General features: G+C 31.2%; 17 protein-coding genes, 1 pseudogene and 1 riboswitch. Of the genes and pseudogenes, 10 read left to right on the top strand and 8 right to left on the bottom strand.

All coding sequences use genetic code 11. From position 1 onward, the window contains the following. Position 1 precedes the first annotated feature (1 nt). From lspA to ABNK64_RS00370, 10 genes and pseudogenes are all read left to right on the top strand, one after another. Positions 2–472 (top strand): signal peptidase II, encoded by a 471-nt coding sequence (gene lspA / locus ABNK64_RS00415; protein ID WP_291256387.1) that lies wholly within the window; start codon positions 2–4, stop codon positions 470–472. Beyond that, positions 469–1,338 carry a glycine--tRNA ligase subunit alpha gene (gene glyQ, locus ABNK64_RS00410; protein WP_291256386.1) on the top strand — a complete coding sequence of 290 codons (870 nt, stop codon included), beginning with the start codon at positions 469–471 and terminating at the stop codon, positions 1,336–1,338. Before lspA ends, glyQ begins: the two co-directional genes overlap by 4 nt. A 13-nt stretch (positions 1,339–1,351) precedes the next feature. Then, positions 1,352–3,418: a glycine--tRNA ligase subunit beta gene (glyS, locus tag ABNK64_RS00405; protein ID WP_349763120.1), complete on the top strand. Its 2,067-nt coding sequence runs from the start codon at positions 1,352–1,354 to the stop codon at positions 3,416–3,418. 70 nt (positions 3,419–3,488) lie between these two features. Further along, positions 3,489–4,040, top strand: a complete 552-nt coding sequence (gene folE, locus ABNK64_RS00400; protein ID WP_291256384.1) for a GTP cyclohydrolase I FolE — start codon at positions 3,489–3,491, stop codon at positions 4,038–4,040. Positions 4,041–4,050: 10 nt separating this feature from the next. Beyond that, a complete protein-coding gene (gene folK, locus ABNK64_RS00395; RefSeq protein WP_349763118.1) occupies positions 4,051–4,887 on the top strand; it encodes a 2-amino-4-hydroxy-6-hydroxymethyldihydropteridine diphosphokinase in 837 nt (278 codons plus the stop codon). Beyond that, positions 4,877–5,290, top strand: a pseudogene (locus ABNK64_RS00390) (GNAT family N-acetyltransferase); the annotation flags it as partial. The gene folK and the pseudogene ABNK64_RS00390, both read left to right, overlap by 11 nt. Beyond that, on the top strand, positions 5,291–6,136 hold the full coding sequence (gene folP, locus ABNK64_RS00385) for a dihydropteroate synthase (protein WP_349763234.1): 846 nt from the start codon (positions 5,291–5,293) through the stop codon (positions 6,134–6,136). Positions 6,137–6,204: 68 nt separating this feature from the next. Beyond that, positions 6,205–6,519 carry a thioredoxin gene (trxA, locus tag ABNK64_RS00380; protein WP_498041305.1) on the top strand — a complete coding sequence of 105 codons (315 nt, stop codon included), beginning with the start codon at positions 6,205–6,207 and terminating at the stop codon, positions 6,517–6,519. Between the two features lie 370 nt (positions 6,520–6,889). After that, positions 6,890–8,035 (top strand): AAA family ATPase, encoded by a 1,146-nt coding sequence (locus ABNK64_RS00375; protein ID WP_291256382.1) that lies wholly within the window; start codon positions 6,890–6,892, stop codon positions 8,033–8,035. Then, complete coding sequence (locus tag ABNK64_RS00370; protein WP_349763117.1) at positions 8,028–8,657, top strand: hypothetical protein; 630 nt, start codon at positions 8,028–8,030, stop codon at positions 8,655–8,657. The genes ABNK64_RS00375 and ABNK64_RS00370 overlap by 8 nt, the downstream gene beginning before the upstream one ends. 54 nt (positions 8,658–8,711) lie before the next feature. Here ABNK64_RS00370 and asnA read toward each other — a convergent pair whose 3' ends face one another. The 8 genes from asnA to ABNK64_RS00330 form a co-directional block, all read right to left on the bottom strand. After that, positions 8,712–9,707 (bottom strand): aspartate--ammonia ligase, encoded by a 996-nt coding sequence (asnA, locus tag ABNK64_RS00365; protein ID WP_291256380.1) that lies wholly within the window; start codon positions 9,705–9,707, stop codon positions 8,712–8,714. 368 nt (positions 9,708–10,075) lie between these two features. Next, on the bottom strand, positions 10,076–11,230 hold the full coding sequence (gene metK, locus ABNK64_RS00360; RefSeq protein ID WP_300340578.1) for a methionine adenosyltransferase: 1,155 nt from the start codon (positions 11,228–11,230) through the stop codon (positions 10,076–10,078). 88 nt (positions 11,231–11,318) lie between these two features. Beyond that, positions 11,319–11,406: riboswitch (SAM riboswitch) on the bottom strand. 51 nt (positions 11,407–11,457) lie between these two features. Further along, entirely contained in the window at positions 11,458–12,069 is a 612-nt protein-coding gene (locus ABNK64_RS00355; RefSeq protein WP_291256378.1) for an acetate uptake transporter, read from the bottom strand. Between the two features lie 103 nt (positions 12,070–12,172). Further along, complete coding sequence (gene citF / locus ABNK64_RS00350) at positions 12,173–13,714, bottom strand: citrate lyase subunit alpha (RefSeq protein WP_349763116.1); 1,542 nt, start codon at positions 13,712–13,714, stop codon at positions 12,173–12,175. 21 nt (positions 13,715–13,735) lie between these two features. After that, on the bottom strand, positions 13,736–14,608 hold the full coding sequence (locus ABNK64_RS00345) for an HpcH/HpaI aldolase/citrate lyase family protein (protein WP_291256376.1): 873 nt from the start codon (positions 14,606–14,608) through the stop codon (positions 13,736–13,738). A 13-nt stretch (positions 14,609–14,621) separates the two neighbouring features. Next, entirely contained in the window at positions 14,622–14,888 is a 267-nt protein-coding gene (citD, locus tag ABNK64_RS00340) for a citrate lyase acyl carrier protein (RefSeq protein WP_291256375.1), read from the bottom strand. 77 nt (positions 14,889–14,965) lie between these two features. Further along, positions 14,966–16,213, bottom strand: coding sequence for a methylaspartate ammonia-lyase (locus tag ABNK64_RS00335; RefSeq protein ID WP_349763115.1), 1,248 nt, complete (start codon positions 16,211–16,213; stop codon positions 14,966–14,968). 44 nt (positions 16,214–16,257) lie between these two features. After that, entirely contained in the window at positions 16,258–17,712 is a 1,455-nt protein-coding gene (locus ABNK64_RS00330) for a methylaspartate mutase subunit E (RefSeq protein ID WP_349763114.1), read from the bottom strand. Positions 17,713–17,743: the final 31 nt, after the last annotated feature.

Below are 17,743 nucleotides of genomic sequence, written 5' to 3'. Positions count from 1 at the left end.
TATGATATATATAGTTTTAATCTTGATACTTGTAGGTATTGATCAATTATCTAAATATTTAATAGATTTAAATATGCTAGAGGGAGAGACAATACCTATGATAAACAACTTTTTTCACATAACTTATGTAAAAAATAGAGGTATTGCCTTTGGAATGTTTCAAGGAAAACTAGATATAATAAGTGTAGCTACAATTATAGCAATTGTAGCTATTGCTTATTACTTATATAAAGAGAAAAATAAATTATCTTTTATAGAGAAGCTTGGATTTATCTATATATTGTCAGGTGCAGTTGGAAATATGATAGATAGAGCTTTTAGAGGATACGTAGTAGATATGGTAGACTTTAGAGGTATCTGGTCATATGTATTCAATGTTGCAGATGTATGGATAAATATAGGTGTAATATTTATATTGTTAGATCAATTAATTTTAAAAGGGAAGAGAGAAAAAGAGGAGGATAAGCAATGACATTTCAAGAGATAATTTTTGCTCTTCAAAAATATTGGAGTTCAAAAGGGTGTGTATTAGGAAATCCTTATGATATAGAAAAAGGAGCAGGAACATTTAACCCAAATACATTCCTTATGTCACTAGGACCAGAGCCATGGAGTGTGGCATATGTTGAGCCATCAAGAAGACCAAAAGATGGAAGATATGGAGAAAATCCAAATAGAGTATATCAACACCACCAATTTCAAGTTATAATGAAACCATCTCCATTAAATATTCAAGAACTTTATTTAGAAAGTTTAAGAGTATTGGGGATAGAGCCAGAAAAACATGATATTCGTTTTGTTGAAGACGACTGGGAATCACCTACATTAGGAGCATGGGGACTTGGTTGGGAAGTATGGTTAGATGGAATGGAAGTTACTCAGTTTACATATTTCCAACAAGTAGGAGGTTTAGAATTAGATCCTATTCCTGTTGAGATCACTTATGGACTAGAAAGAATTGCACTATACATACAAAATAAAGAGAATATTTATGATTTAGAGTGGGCACCTGGTGTTAAATATGGAGATATGAGATTCCAGTTTGAATATGAGAATTCTAAATATTCTTTTGAATTAGCAGATTTAGACAAACACTTTAAATGGTTTGATGAGTATGAAAAAGAAGCTACAAGAATACTAGATGAAGGATTAGTATTACCAGCATATGATTATGTATTAAAATGTTCTCACGTTTTCAATGTACTAGATTCAAGAGGAGCTATATCTACTACTGAGAGAATGGCATATATATTAAGAGTTAGAAACTTGGCAAGAAGATGTGCTGAAGTTTATGTTCAAAATAGAAAAGATTTAGGATATCCATTATTAAAGAAATAGAGGAGGAAGAACGTTGAGATTACTATTTGAAATTGGAATGGAAGAGTTGCCAGCAAGATTTTTGAAGCAGGCATTAAATGATTTAAAACATAATTTAGAAACAAAATTAGAAACAGAAAGAATTAAATTTGATGAGATAAAAACTTATGGAACACCAAGAAGACTTATTTTAGATGTTCATAATTTAGCTGAAAAACAGGAGGACTTAGATCTTGTAAATATGGGACCAGCTAAGAGTGTAGCTTATGTAAATGGAGAGCTATCTAGAGCAGGACTTGGATTTGCTAAGTCACAAGGTATAGAGCCTGAGCAATTAGAGATTGTAGAAACTCCAAAGGGAGAGTATATAGCTGCTAGAAAATTTATGGAAGGAAGAGAGACAAAAGAGTTATTATCAGAGATATTAAAATCTCTAGTTCTTGAGTTAAACTTCCCAAAATCAATGAAATGGGCTGATAAAAAATTAAGATTTGCAAGACCAGTTCAATGGTTCTTAGCTCTATGTGAGTCAGAGGTAATACCTTTTGAAATAGAGGGAATAACTAGCGGAAATAGATCAAGAGGACATAGATTCTTTGGAAAAGAGTTTGAAGTATCAAATATAGATGAGTACTTTACAAAAATAAGAGAAAATAATGTAATTATAGATCTAGATGAGAGAAGAGCTCTAGTAAAAGATCTAGTAGCAAAGTGTGCTGAAGAGGGAGAGCAAGTACATATAGAAGATGAGTTATTAGATGAGGTAACAAACTTAATAGAGTACCCTTGTCCTATAGTTGGAACTTTTAATTCAGATTTCTTAGAGGTACCACAAGAGGTTTTAATAATATCAATGCAAGTACACCAAAGATATTTCCCAATTTTAGATAATAATGGAAAACTACTACCTAAATTTGTTGTTGTAAGAAATGGTGTAGAGAGTTCTGATTATGTAAGAAAAGGAAATGAGAAAGTATTATCAGCTAGATTAGCAGATGCTAGATTCTTCTATCAAGAGGATTTAAAACACCCGTTAGCAGATAATGTAGAGAAATTAAAAACTGTTGTTTTCCAAAAAGATTTAGGAACTATATACCAAAAAATAGAGAGAAGTAGAGAGATAGCTAACTATTTAGTGGACGTATTAGGTTGTGCAGATAGAAGAGAAGATGTTTTAAGAACTGTATACTTAGCAAAAGCAGACCTAGTTTCAAATATGATTGGAGAGAAAGAGTTTACTAAATTACAAGGATTTATGGGAGCAGACTATGCTTTAAAATCAGGTGAAAATGAGAAAGTTTCTCTAGGAATAAAAGAGCATTACTATCCAAGATTCCAAGGAGATTTACTACCTACAGAGATGGAAGGAATTATAGCTGGTATCTCTGATAGATTGGATACTCTAGTTGGTTGTTTTGGTGTAGGAGTTATACCAAGTGGATCTAAAGACCCATTTGCTTTAAGAAGAGCAGCTTTAGGAATTGTAAACGTAATTATCAATTCAAAATTAAATATCTCTTTAAAAGCTCTTGTAAATAGATCACTAGATACTTTACAAGCTGATGGAGTACTAAAAAGAGATAGAGCAGAGGTTGAAGCAGAGGTATTAGAGTTCTTTAAACAGAGAGAGATCAATATCTTTGGAGATATGGGATTCAGTAAAGATGTAATAGATGCTGTATTAAACAGAGATTATGACAATATAGTAGAAGCATTAGAGAGAGTAAAAACTCTTGAAGCTTTTGCAAAAGAGAAGGAATTTGGAGAGCTTTTACCTGTATTAAAAAGAGTTGGAAACATCTCAAAAGATCATAGAGATATGACAGTAGATACAGCTCTATTTAAAGAGGAGATTGAGAAAGAACTATATAACTTCTCAATGAACTTAAGTGAAAAAGTGGAAGAGGCTTTAGCTAATAAAGATTATTCTAAATATTTAAAAGAGATAACTACTGGAAAAGATATAATCAATAACTACTTTGATAAAATAATAGTTATGGACAAAGATGAAACTATTAAAAATAATAGACTATCTCAACTAAGATTTTTAACTGATATCTTTAGTAAGATGGCAGATTTAAATCAAATAGAAGAAAGATAAGATAAAAGAGGATAGCTATTGTTATCCTCTTTTTTATAAAATTTTAAAATAATAGAAAGAGGAAGAGAAGATGGAGTTAGAGAAGATAGAGGAAGCTTTTAAAGCCATATTGGATGGGATAGGAGAAGATAGAGAAAGAGAGGGATTGAGAGAGACTCCACAAAGAGTTGCTCAGAGTTATTCAGAATTATTTGCAGGAATTGACAAGGATCCAAGTGAACCTTTACAGAGACATTTTTCAGTAAATAGTAATGATCTAGTAATGGAAAAATCAATAGACTTTTACTCTATGTGTGAGCACCATTTTCTACCCTTTTTTGGAACAATAGATGTAGCATATATTCCAAATGGGAAGATAGTAGGTTTTGGAGATATTATCAAAAGTATAGAGATACTAGCAAAAAGACCTCAAATACAGGAAAGATTAGGAAGTGAGTTAGCAGATGTAATATACAATACACTTGATTGCCAAGGAGTTATGGTAATAATAAAAGCAAGACATCTGTGTATGACAATGAGAGGTGCTAAAAAAGAGAATAGTCAAATAATAACTACTTCATATCGAGGAATCTTTGAACAGGATACAAATAGAAGAGTAGAGGTTTTAACTTTATTAAAATAGTGGTGATATAATGGATAAAATATATATAAATAACCTAGAGTTTATAGGATTTCACGGGGTATTTCCTGAAGAGAAGAAATTAGGACAAAAATTTTTGGTATCTTTAGAGCTTACTGTAGATACAAGAGAAGCTGGGAAAACAGGAGATTTAAGTAAATCAGTTCACTATGGGTTAGTTGCTCAAGATGTAGAAAAACTATTTCTTGAGAAGAGTGTGGATTTGATAGAGAGCTGTGCTGAAGAGATAGCAGAGATGATTTTAAAAAAATATGAGTTGGTAAAAGAGGTAAAAGTTATAGTAAAAAAACCGTGGGCTCCACTACAGATGCACTTTGAAAATGTAGCTGTAGAGATTGTGAGAAAATGGCATAGAATATATCTCTCTTTAGGAAGTAATATGGGAGAAAAGAGAGAGAATCTGTTAGAAGCTATCAAGAGAATTGGAGAATTGAAGGATACAACTATAACTAAAAAAAGTACAATACTAGAGACAGAACCTTTTGGTTATATAGAGCAGGATAATTTTTTAAATGCTTGTTTAGAAGTAAAAACACTTATGACAGCCCAAGAATTTTTGAGTTCTATTTTAAAAATAGAGTTGGAAATGGGAAGAGTGAGAGAGATAAAGTGGGGGCCTAGAATAATAGATATTGATATCTTATTCTACGATAATGAGGTAATAGGAGAGGATAATTTAGCTGTTCCACACCCTTGGATATGTGAAAGAGAGTTTGTACTAGATCCACTGGCAGAGATTGCTCCAAATTACATTCATCCATTGGAAAGAAAGAGTATCTTGATGTTAGCTAGAAAGATAAAAGAGAGTGGGGTAAAAAATGGAGATTAGGAAGCTTGAAAAATTAGAGATAAATAAGGCGTTAAAACTTGTTTGGGATGTTTTTTTAGAGAGTGAGGCATTTAACTATAATCGTTCAGGTGTCGAAGAGTTTAGAAAGTTTTTAGACTGTAGAGAATTAATTAATTCATTTGAAATATATGGAACTTATGACAGAAGAGAGTTAGTTGGAATAATTGGATTGCAAGATAGACAACACATATGTTTGTTCTTTGTAAAAAAGTACTATCAAAGAAAGGGAATAGGAAAAGAGCTTTTTCAAAAAGTACTATCTTTGACTAAGGAGAATGAGATAACAGTAAACTCATCATTAAATGCTGTAAATATCTATAAAAAAATGGGATTTACAGTTACAGATGAGGAGCAGAATATAAAAGGGATTAGATTTGTACCTATGGTATATAAAAAAAATAGAAGAGAGGTACAAGTATTAAAATGTAGAGATAAAGAGATAGAGCTTGGTAAAAAGACTTTAATAATGGGTATCTTAAATGTAACTCCTGATTCTTTTTCTGATGGTGGACAACATAATACCCTAGAGAAAGCTGTAGAACATGCCAAAAAGATGATAGATGAGGGAGTTGACATAATAGATATTGGTGGTGAATCTACTAGACCTGGATATGTTGAGATAAGTGCAGAAGAGGAGATAGATAGAGTAGTACCAGTTATAAAAAAAGTTGTTGAATTGGGGGCTATTGTTTCTATAGATACATATAAACATAGGGTAGCAAAGGCAGCTTTTGAAGCTGGAGCTCATATACTAAATGATATATGGGGATTACAATATGATAGTGGAGAGATGGCAGAAGTGGTAAAAAAATATGATGTACCAGTAATTGCTATGCACAATCAGAATGGAAAAGAGTATAGAGAGGATATAATTACAACTATGAAAAAGTTTTTTGAAAAAACTTATAAAATAGCTGAAAATTATGGAATCTCTAAAGAAAGAATCATATTGGATCCTGGAATTGGTTTTGGAAAAGGGATAGATGAGAATTTAGAAGTATTGTCAAGATTACAGGAATTAAGAGATTTAGGAAGATTACTTTTAGGTGCGTCAAGAAAAAGATTTATAGGTACAATATTGGGTGAGGTAGCCCCTGAAGAGAGAGTAGAAGGGACAGTTGCAACTACAGTTATAGGTATAGAAAAAGGTGTGGACATAGTTAGAGTTCATGATGTATTATCCAATAAAAGAGCAGCTATGGTTGCAGATAGAATTATAAGAAGATAATAGACAAAAACGGAAAAATAGTGTATACTAATAGTATAGATTGAAAAAATATTAAGGAGGTTTATAAAATGGCAATATTACATATAACAAAAGAAAACTTTGAAAAGGAAGTATTACAATCAAAAGAACCAATAGTAGTTGATTTCTGGGCATCTTGGTGTGGACCTTGTAAAGCTTTAGCACCAATCTTAGAAGAGGTTGATGGAGAGTTAGCAGGAACTGTAAAGATCGCTAAGATAAACATTGATGAAGAAGAGGAGTTAGCAGCTCAATTTAGAGTTATGAGTATACCTACTCTATTACTTTTCAAAAATGGAGAAGTTACAAATAAATTAGTTGGACTTTCTTCAAGAGAAGACGTTATAGATTTTTCAAGATCATAATAAAAGTAAAATAAATTAATTAAAAAAGGAAAAAATTACTGAAATTGAAAAGTAATTTTTTCCTTTTTTTATAAAGTAAACCACTTGCTGAGTGAGTGGTCAAAGGAAGTGGAAGGCTATGCATAAATAAAATCCTTTGATATAATAAAAATAGGTTTGCCGACCAATTAAATTAATTAAAGGAATGAAAAATAATAGTTTAGCATATATGTATGTTAGTAAGTATTCCACCAAAATTAAGTGTATCATAAATGTAAAAAACTTAGTCAAAAATAGTGTTAAATAAATATGAAATTATAATCATGAAAAATGTTTATCTTTATAGAAAAAAATGGTAAAATAGATAATAATGGATAAATAGGAGGAAGATATGTTATTATATTTTTCAGTTGGTGGATTTTGTTCTTTTAAAGAAATACAAGATTTATTTTTAACAGCTTATTTAGGTACTAGATTAAAAAATACTAAATATGAAAAAAATTTTTATATAGATAAAACTAATAGAGTAATGAAATCAGCTATTATATTTGGAGCTAATGCTTCTGGAAAAACAAATCTTATATTAGGTTTAGAGAGGTTAAAAGATATTATTTTTAATGGAATAAATCTTCCTAAAGATTTTAATGAAAAAAATTTAAATTATGATTCTAATACTATTAAATTTGAAATTGGAATTTTAGATAAAAAAGAAAATACATATGATTACTCTATTGAATTTAATAAAGAAAATCTAATATATGAAAAATTAGAGTGTAATGATAAGATAATCTATGAGTTTAAAAATGATACTCTTTTTTCTAAAAAACTTCCTAAAGAAGTTAATAAAATTTTTTCTATCATATCAACAGAAACTATTTTAAAAAAATTAAGAGATTTTCAATTAGAAGAAATTAATAATTTTATTTTATCTTTAGAAAATGTAAAAATCAAAAGAAATAAAGGAATAAATTATGAAGCTAAAGATACTCCAAATCTTATTAATGAAAATATAAAATTAAGATTGGAAGATAAAAAAGAAGAAGTGTTACAAATTATAAAATTATTAGACTATACTATTGAAGATTTAAAATTTGAAAAGCTTGGAACTGCTAATAATGAGATTGTATATGATATGTACTTTTTAAGAGAAAGAAGTAAAAATAAATTTTATTTAGGAAATGAATCTGAAGGAATAAGAAAGATAATAAACTTAATGCTTGATTTATTAGAAGTTTATGAGGGTAAAACTATTATAATTGATGAATTAGATTCTTCTATCAGTACTATTTCTTTAATTAAATTATTTAATAATTTTATTAATGTAGATAATAATATAAATGGACAATTAATAGTTACTTCACATAACCTTTTCCTTTTTGATAATAATATTTTTGAACCTCAACAGATATATATTGTAAATAAAAAAGAGAATTTATCATCAGAATTATACTCTTTATCAGAATTTAAAATAAGAAGTGAAAAAGAAAATTTATATCATGATTTTCTAAAAGGAAAATATGGTGGTATAAATGGCTAAGAAGAGAATAGATAAAAGAGGAACTAGAGAACCATTAATAAGAATTAAATTTCTTGTAGAAGGAGCTACAGAAAAATTTTATTTTAAAGAATTGTTAAAAGATGAAGGATATTCACTTCATTTAGATATTGATAATATTAATGGAGGAGGATATTTTGCTTTTACTAGAGAGCTTAATAAAAATAAGTCTTTATATGATATAGTTATAATAATAGCTGATTTAGATAGAGCAAGTGCTCATACAGGAGAAAAAGAAAAATTATTTGATTTGATTACTTTATTAGAAAAATTAAATATAAAAAATAATATATTTTTAACATATAAAAATATTGAAACTTGGCAAATAGCAACATTACCTTATAAAGTGAATGATTTAGCTTCTGAATTGGGATATAGTGGCAAATCTAAAGGTAAAGAGGATATTTACCAAAGATTAGTAGCTAAGGGAGCTATCTATACAATAGCTAAGAAAAAATTTAAAGAAAATAATCTTTATTATTTGAAAAAAGGATTAAATAAAGGTATTTTTAAAGAAGAAAATATAATGAAAGTTCAAAGTAATTTAACATATTTATTAGAATATTTAAAAGATGTTTTAAATATTGAATTTAATATTAAATAAAAAATTAAAGAGGCTAAATATACAGTTATTTAACCTCTTATTGTTTTTTATATATTATAGGAAGTGAGCTCCGATTTTAGCAAACTCTGCTACCATCTCTTCAGGCCAAATAGAAGCTTGAACCTCTCCAATATGAAGTTTTTCTAAGAAGAACATACATATTCTAGATTGACCAATTCCTCCTCCAACTGTATATGGAAGCTCTTTTGCAAGTAGAGATTTATGGAATGGAAGTTCTTTTCTCTCCTCTTTTCCATCAAGTTTAAGTTGTAATTGAAGAGTCTCTTCACTAACTCTGATTCCCATAGAAGATAGTTCAAAACCTTGCTCTAATATAGGGTTCCATACTAAGATATCACCATTTAATTCCCAGTCATCATAGTCAGGAGCTCTTCCATCATGTTTTTTTCCAGATTTTAAAGTTTTACCAATTTGAGATATAAATACAGCTTTATATTTTTCACAGATAGCATTCTCTCTCTCTTTAGGTGTAAGTTCAGGATATGCATCTTCTAGCTCTTGTGAAGTTATGAAGAATATATTTTCAGGAAGTTTAGTTGAGAATACAGGATACTCTCTATTGATAAACTCCTCTGTTTTTCTAAGAGCTTTATATATATTACTAACAATATCTTTTAAAGTTTTTGTAGTTCTCTCCTCTTTGTTTATTATAAGCTCCCAGTCCCATTGGTCAACATACATAGAGTGGATATTATCTAAATCCTCATCTCTTCTAATAGCATTCATATCAGTATATAATCCAGTGTGAACAGGAAATTCATATCTTTTTAAAGCCATTCTTTTCCATTTAGCTAGAGAGTGAATAATTTGATACTCCTCCTCTTTATCCCAGTGAGTGTCAAAGTTAACAGGTCTTTCAATTCCACTTAAGTCATCATTTAATCCAGAAGATTTTCTAACATATAGAGGGGCAGAAACCCTAGTTAGATTTAATTCATAAGCTAAGGCTCTCTCAAAAAAGTCTTTTACTTTTTTTATGGCAACTTCAGTTTCAAATAGATTTAATTTACAATCATATTGTTTAATCATTTTTATCACTCCTTAAAAATTATTATATAAAATAAAAAGCCATTCGGTGTACCCGAATGGCTTATCTTTACAAACAAGGTCGGGTACAAATCGTTTAAGTGAAAAAGGATTTGTACCACAAGTAGAAAAATCTACTTAAGTCCAAACCTCGACATATTATTATTATTATTAAATTGTGCAGTATATTTTATTGAAAAAATCTTCATCTCTGCCTCCAATATTATCTAAAATGGGATTAAATTAAAACTTATGTATTTAGAATACTATTTTTTAATTTAAAAGTCAAGAAAAAATTAAAATTTCTTTTTATTTTTTTAGAAATTAAAAAGAAGTTATAAGAACTTAGCCCTTATAACTTCTATACTAAACTATCTATTTAAAGCTTTTTTTAACTCTTCAACTTTGCTAGTTTTTTCCCAAGGAATATCTAGATCAGTTCTTCCAATATGTCCAAATGCTGCTAGATCTTGGTATTTAAATTTTCCACTTCTTAATTCTAGAGATTTTTCAATTCCTCTTGGAGTTAAGTCAAATACATTTTTTACAGCTTCTGCTAACTCAATTTCGCTAACTTTTCCTGTTCCAAATGTATCTACCTTTACAGAAGTAGGTTCTACTACACCTATTGCATAAGATAATTGAACTTCACACTTATCAGCTAAGTCAGCAGCTACTATGTTTTTAGCTACCCATCTAGCTGCATATGCTGCAGATCTGTCAACTTTTGAAGGGTCTTTACCAGAGAAAGCTCCTCCACCATGTCTAAAGTATCCTCCATAAGTATCAACTATTATTTTTCTACCTGTAAGTCCAGTATCTCCGTGAGGTCCTCCGATTACAAATCTTCCAGTAGGATTGATGTGATATTTTTTAACATCAGCTGGATTTAAGTTATATGACTCTAATACAGGTTTTATAACTTTTTCAATAACATCAGATTTTATTTGCTCTTGAGTTACATCAGGATTGTGTTGTACAGAAAGAACTATTGTATCAACGTGAGCAATTTTACCATTTTCATCATAAGCTAAAGTAACTTGTGACTTAGCATCAGGTCTTGCCCAGTTAAGCTCTTTACTTCTAGTCATTCTAGTTAATTTAACTAGGATCTCTCTTGCTAAAACTAGAGCTAAAGGCATTAATTCAGGAGTTTCCTTAACTGCTCCTCCAAACATTATTCCTTGGTCTCCAGCTCCACCAACATCTACACCCATAGCAATATCAGGAGATTGAGAGTGTATAGCATTTAAAACACCACAGTTAGAGTCAAATCCCATTCCCTCTTTATATCCGATTTCATCAATTTTACTTCTAACGATATCTTGAATATCAATGTATGTAGAAGTAGTTATCTCTCCACCAACTATAACTTGACCAGTAGTACAAAAAACTTCACATGCTACTCTAGAATTAGGATCATCAGCAAGACAAGCATCTAATACAGCATCAGATATTTGGTCAGATACTTTATCAGGGTGACCAGGTGATACAAATTCAGATGTGAAATAAGTTAAATTTTTCATTAAATTTCCCTCCTAAAATTAAACAAAATACTATAAAAAAATCCCTTCACCTAGGAGATGAAGGGAATAAAGTTCAGACCTATATTCTCAGCCATCTACCAGGAGTTAGCACCACACTTAAAAAGCAGGTTGCTGAGATGTCATAGGGCCAGTCCCTCAATCTCTCTTGATGGGTTACATTTTAATTTTCAAATTATTATATCATTAAATACTAAAAAAATCAAGATTTATTTTTTTAGTATTCCTAAAGGTTTACCTAAAGGTAAAAACTCTCTACCAAAAGTTTTATTTAAAACATTTGCTGCTGAACCATAGAAAGAGAATAAAGCTATTGATAATTCAGCTATTGCAGCTAATAGGTGTGTAGCGTGATAAGCTATTCCTAAAGAAGAAAGAGTTAACCCTAAAAATAAAAGATCTATAAAAATAAAGATAATTAATAGAGTTTTATTAGTTTCTATTGCTCCAATAGTCATATATATTGTGAAAATTAAATAACCTAAAAATACAAATGCAAAAGCTTTAGGATCAGCTGCAGCTTTCATTCCTTCTCCAAAAACTCCCAATTGAATCATCCAGCTCATAGCCATACCAAACCAGAAAAAGGCATATCCACCAAAAGCAGTAGTACCAAAAACATTACCATGTTTAATATCATTTAAACATGCAATAAGTTGAACAAAAGCTCCTAAAAATACAGCCCAAGGTACCACTAAAGATACTCCACTAACAATTCCAAACTTATTAGCTGATGCAACTAAAGTTACAATTGCAAGTCCAAAAAGTCCTAGTGCAGAAGGATCTGCAACTTCGTGTTTAACATAATTAATTTCTTTCATTTAACTCTCCTTAATATAAAATTTAAATACAAGGAGTATTTTATCTATTTTTCCAAATATTGTCAATAAAATAATGAAATTAATTACAAAATAATGAAAAACACTATCTTTTTATCTGTTTTATAACATCAAGTATAGAACCATCTCTATATTGTACAAGAGCAACTATTTTATCTTCAAACTCTAATGGCTCCTCTTTTCCAGTCATATTTTCAGCAATCTCTTTTAACTCTTCAATAGTTTTTATAGGAAGCTTAGAGTTTTTAAATCTCTCAACTAGATCTTTTCTCAATGGGTTTATAGCTATACCTCTTTCAGTAACTAAAACATCAACAGTTTCACCAGGAGTAGTAATAGTAGTTATTCTATCTTTTACAACAGAGATTCTAGCATTGACAAGCTGAGAAACTATGATACAAAGTTTTGAACCTGCAGCAGTGTCACTATGACCTCCAGATCCTCCCATAATCACTCCATCAGATCCTGTAGTAACATTGACATTGAAATTTGTATCCATCTCAGTTGCTCCAAGGATTACCACATCTAATTTATTGACAATCGCCCCTTTATTATTTACATTAGCATACATAGAGGCTGACATTTTTATATGGTTAGGATTTTCTTTAGCTGATTTGATTGCATTTAAATCAAAACATTGCACATCAAATAGAGCTTTAAATAACCCCTCTTTGTACATATCAACAATATAACCAGTAATTCCACCAGAAGCAAAGCTACCAACTATATTTTTACTTTTCATAAGGTTTTTAATTTCAGCAGCAACTGCAAGGGAGATCCCACCAGCTCCAGTTTGAAAACTCATTCCATCTTTTAAATATCCAGACTGCTCAATAAATTTAGCAGCTAGATCAGCAATCTTAAGTCCAATTGGATTTTTAGTAATCTGTGTTGTTCCAGAGACAATTCCTTTTGGGTCACCAATAGCATCAACTACAAGGACATAGTCAATAAGAGTTTGATTGATTTCAATAGTTGTATTTGGAAACTCAACCAAATTATCAGTTATAGCCACAACTATATTTGCATTTTCTACATCAGAGTGAGCATATCCCAAAGCACCACAGGCTGATTTTCCATCTACCCCATTGATATTTCCATATTCATCAGATGTAGGAGCAGCAACAAAGGCGATATCAATTTCAACTTCACCACTCTCCATAATTCTAGCTCTTCCACCATGAGTATGCATAACAGCAGGTTTTTCTAATTTTCCATCAGATATAGCTTGAGCTACAGGTCCTGAAATATATCCAGCATATATCTGTGTAATAACTTTGTTTTCAATGTATTCTACAAGTGGTTTATGACAAGGGAAGATAGAACTTGCCATCAAAGTGATATCTTTATATCCTCTTTTAGCTATCTCTTCCATTACAAAATTTAAAACGTAATCTCCATTTCTTAAGTGATGATGAAATGAGATTTTCATACCATCTTTTAATGGAAGTTGATCTAGTAAACTGTTTAAATCATAAAAAAGTTTGTTAGTTTCAGGCGTTGCAACCTTGAAGGTATGGTTTCTTTTAATTTCACCATCTCTTTTTTTTAGGTATCCATCATAATGAGTAACTTCTCCATATCCATCTATAAAATCAGGAATCTCTCTTCCTAAAATATTTTTCATCAAAAACATCCCCCTTTAAAATTAATCAATAAGCCCCATTAATTTAGCTGTGTCTAAAGTTTGTATAGCCCGAGTGATGATAGGAAGATCCACCATTTTTCCATCTAAAGAGAACACACCAAGCCCCTCTTTTTCAGCCTCTTCTTTGGCTGAGATAACTCTTTGAGCATAATTGATCTCTGATTCAGAAGGAGCATAAGCCTTATGAATAATATCAATCTGTCTAGGATTTATGCTCAATTTTCCAGTGAAACCAAGTGTCTTTGCTTTTAAAGTATCTGCTAAAAGTCCATCTTGATCATTGGTATCAGTGAAGGGAGTATCTATAGCATCAACTTTACAAGCTTTACAAGCGTTTACAATCTTTGTTCTAGCATAGAGTAATTCATCTGAAGTTTTTGTTCTCTTAACTCCAAGATCTACAGCTAGATCCTCTCCACCAAGTAGGACAGAGATAACTCTAGGACTAGCTTTGATTGTTTCATATACTTTTTCAACTCCATAAGTTGTTTCAACTAAGGGGTGTATCTTAATAGTTCCATTTTCCATCCCCTCTTCACTCTCTATTTTTGTTAATTTTTTATCTAAAACAGTAATGTCTTCGGGACAAGCTTTAGGCAGAAGTATAGCATCAGGTTTTAGTCTAGCAATTACATCAATATCTTTTTCAGCAAAAGATGTAGATAGAGGATTTATTCTGACAACTACTTCAATATCATCATAGTTTATAGTTTTTAAAGCTTCACTGATTAGGACTCTGGCTGCATCTTTTTCCCCAAGAGCAACAGCATCTTCCAAATCAAAGATTACAGCATCTGCCCCAAAGACAGTGGCTGTTTGTAACATACCAGGATTGTTTCCTGGCATAAATAACATAGTTCTTCTCAATTTCACAACAAATCACTCCTTATTTTGCAAGTCCTCTATTTACAGCAGTTTCAATACGTGCTCTGATAGTGAAATCAAGAGCCCCTTTATCCTGTGCTTGAACTTGAACATTTTTAACTCCAAGATCCAAAAGTTTTTCAGTGATAACTTTTTTTATATGATTTCCAAATTGCTTTTCAACACTGCTTTCTAACTCGATCTCTATACCATTTTCTCCAGGAGCAAGAATTATAAAGATATCATTAGATTCCAATGTTCCACATCTACTTATTTTATTTATAGTCATTGTTTCACCTCAAAATATTATAAAGATAAGAAGGTAGTAACAAACCACCTTCTTACTAAAATTCTCTATTAAAAATACTATTTTTTTGCTCTTCTATTTACTAGGGCTTCCACTCTTGCCATCTCATTGAAAACTATCATAAATCCTTCATCAACACCCATTCCAGGTTTAGCAAGTACTTGTAAAGCTCCACAAGCCATTCCAATATTTGTTGTTATCTCAGCTGATCTGTTAGTTTCGTTACAAGTTCCACCACAGTAAGAACCTATTCCCACTTTATTGCAGTAAAGTATAGCATCAGCTATATTATTTACTCCACCTAAATCTGGAGTTTTTATTTGAACTACGTGACCAGCTTTTTTATCAGCAAAAAGTTTAATATCCTCTAGAGTGTTACACCATTCATCTGCAACTAACTCTACCTCAATACCTCTTCTATCAACTTCTGCTGTTAGGGCAGCTAGAGCTTCAATCTGTTTATCTCTATCTTCAACGTCCATAGGACCTTCAATTCTTAATTTAAATGGTTTAGCAGCTTCTACTAATGTAGAGATATAATCTGCCATTTTTGTAGTGTCACAATCAAATGCTGCACCAATAGTTCCATATACATCTATATGGAATATAGGGTAGTATTCAGGGTTAACTCTCTTAGCAATTATTCTATCTCTCAACCATTTTACATAATCAAGCAATATCTCTCCTCTTTCACCTAATTTTTCCTTAACATTATTGATTAGAGCGTGAGGAAGTACATCAGCTCCCTTGATTATCATTTTGTCAGCATTTATATATCTATCATCACCAGATTGAGTGAATATAGGTCTTTTTGAAATTTCGATCCCTGTATTATAATCAGCTTGAATTACTTCAGCCATAGTAACCTTTCTAGCTTTAGCTACAGCATCTAAAAGAGCTTGAGTTATTCCATATCTGATAGCTGTATGTAATCTTTTTCCATCGATACTCATTGAGTCAAACTCTTCAGCTAAAGATTTAAAATTATCTAATTCTCTACCTATTAGTTTAGGTGCTATTTCATTTTCAATAACTGGGATAAAATCTTTTGCTAGAAATAGAGGATCTCTTCCACCAGCTCCAGAATATTGAACAGCAGCACAATCTCCAAAAGCAACTTGTCCATCTTCCAAAATCAATTGTACAGAGATAGATTCTCCAGATTGTCTAATACTCTCAAATCCTGAAGTAACAGAATCTCCAAGATAAAACATTCCGTCATGTTTAGCTCCTAATTTTATAGCTCTTTGGTCATCAAAGTAGAAACCTGTTTTTCCTGCAGAACAAACAACATCTATAATTTTCATAATATATTCCTCCTACTCTTTAATAGATAAATTTTAAACTAACTTTATTTTTCAGGTCTTCCAATTAAAGTTCCTTTACCAACAGCAAAGATATCATCTACTGTCATTTGGAAAGTTACTGGTCTTCCTTCAAATCTTCCTCTTTCTTCCAATTGTGCTAAGTTAAATTCAGCTAACTCCTTGCTTAATGGAACATTTCCAAGAGATAGATATCTTACTTTTCCAACATTATCTCTAGCTGGCATCATTTTTCCAGCATTGTATATAGAAGGAGCAAATGGAACATCTAAAACACCTTGTTCAAAAGCTTTAACAATTCCAATAGCCCAATCTCCATCTCCTAATTCAAATACCTTATCTAGGATACATTTTGTTTCAGCTTTTATAATTTCAATCTCTTTTTCTAATTCTGGAGAAGATGATAACTGTTGTCCTTTAAGTAAGTTAAGAACCATTTTTGTAGCTCTAATACCAGCAGCATTAGCCTCTTTAGTAGGTACTCCAATAGCTTCGTGTGGGGTTTTAACAATGACCTTTGTAGCTCCAGAAAGAGCTGCAGCAGTGGCACCGTTAGAGATTACTCCAAAGGCTTTAGCCTCATCTTCTGGGAAACCTCCCATCCATTGATGGAATACTGTTGTCAACTGTACATCTTCGTAACCAAAATTTTTGAAGTACTCTTGAGCTTGTGATTCTAGAGCTCTTACAGCAGCTACGTCTTGAATTAGATTTCCACACTGACCATATCCTAAAGTAAGATTTTTAACCCCCTGTTCAGCAGCCATTAATCCTTCAAGTATCCCAATAGCATTTGACATTGAAGGAGGAACTAAAGTTCCAGTTAAAGGTCCAAATGGCTCTCTATTGATAGAGACACCATGCTCTTCATACCAACCAACAAGTCTATCAACATATTGCCAATACATAAGAGTTTTTTCAATTGATACAGATTTAGCATAAGGAACGTTATAGCTAATTCCACCACCTTCATCAGATGTAAAACCAGCAGCAAGCATAATCTCTGAAAGAAGTCTAGCATCAGGAGTACCGTGTCTTAATTGTAGAGGTAGATTTGTAGCTTCAACCACTCTTCTACATCCACTAACTCCGTGATTGACACCAGGAAAACCATTTAAAAGAGATCTACCAGCTTTTTTAGACTCCTCAATACCTTTTTCACAGTTTTCATATTTATTTTGTCTAGTGTAAGAATCTATAGTAGAAGGAAGTAGATCTGCTCCTCCTTCGCTATCTAAGAAATTTAAAAGCTCTATATGTTGATCTATTAGAGCAACTCCAGCTCTTGGTTGAGCCAATGTAATACCTTCATTTTTAGCATTAAGTAACTTTTTAGAGAAATTTTTTGATTCAGGCAATGATTTATGGTATCTAACTGCCTCTTCTAAATCTACATCTTTTCCTGTAGGCCAAGTACTTAAAACTTCCTTTCTTATTTCAAAGAACTCATCTTCAGTCCACTTACTAAATCTCAACTTCATATGTAATTAATCCTCCTTATTATTCCTAAAA

Origin of the sequence: Fusobacterium sp. SYSU M8D902 (genome assembly GCF_040199715.1) — a bacterium.
Classification (GTDB): Bacteria; Fusobacteriota; Fusobacteriia; order Fusobacteriales; family Fusobacteriaceae; genus Fusobacterium_A.
The sequence above is the reverse complement of the archived record's forward strand: the minus strand, read 5'-3'. Positions and strand labels throughout refer to the sequence as shown.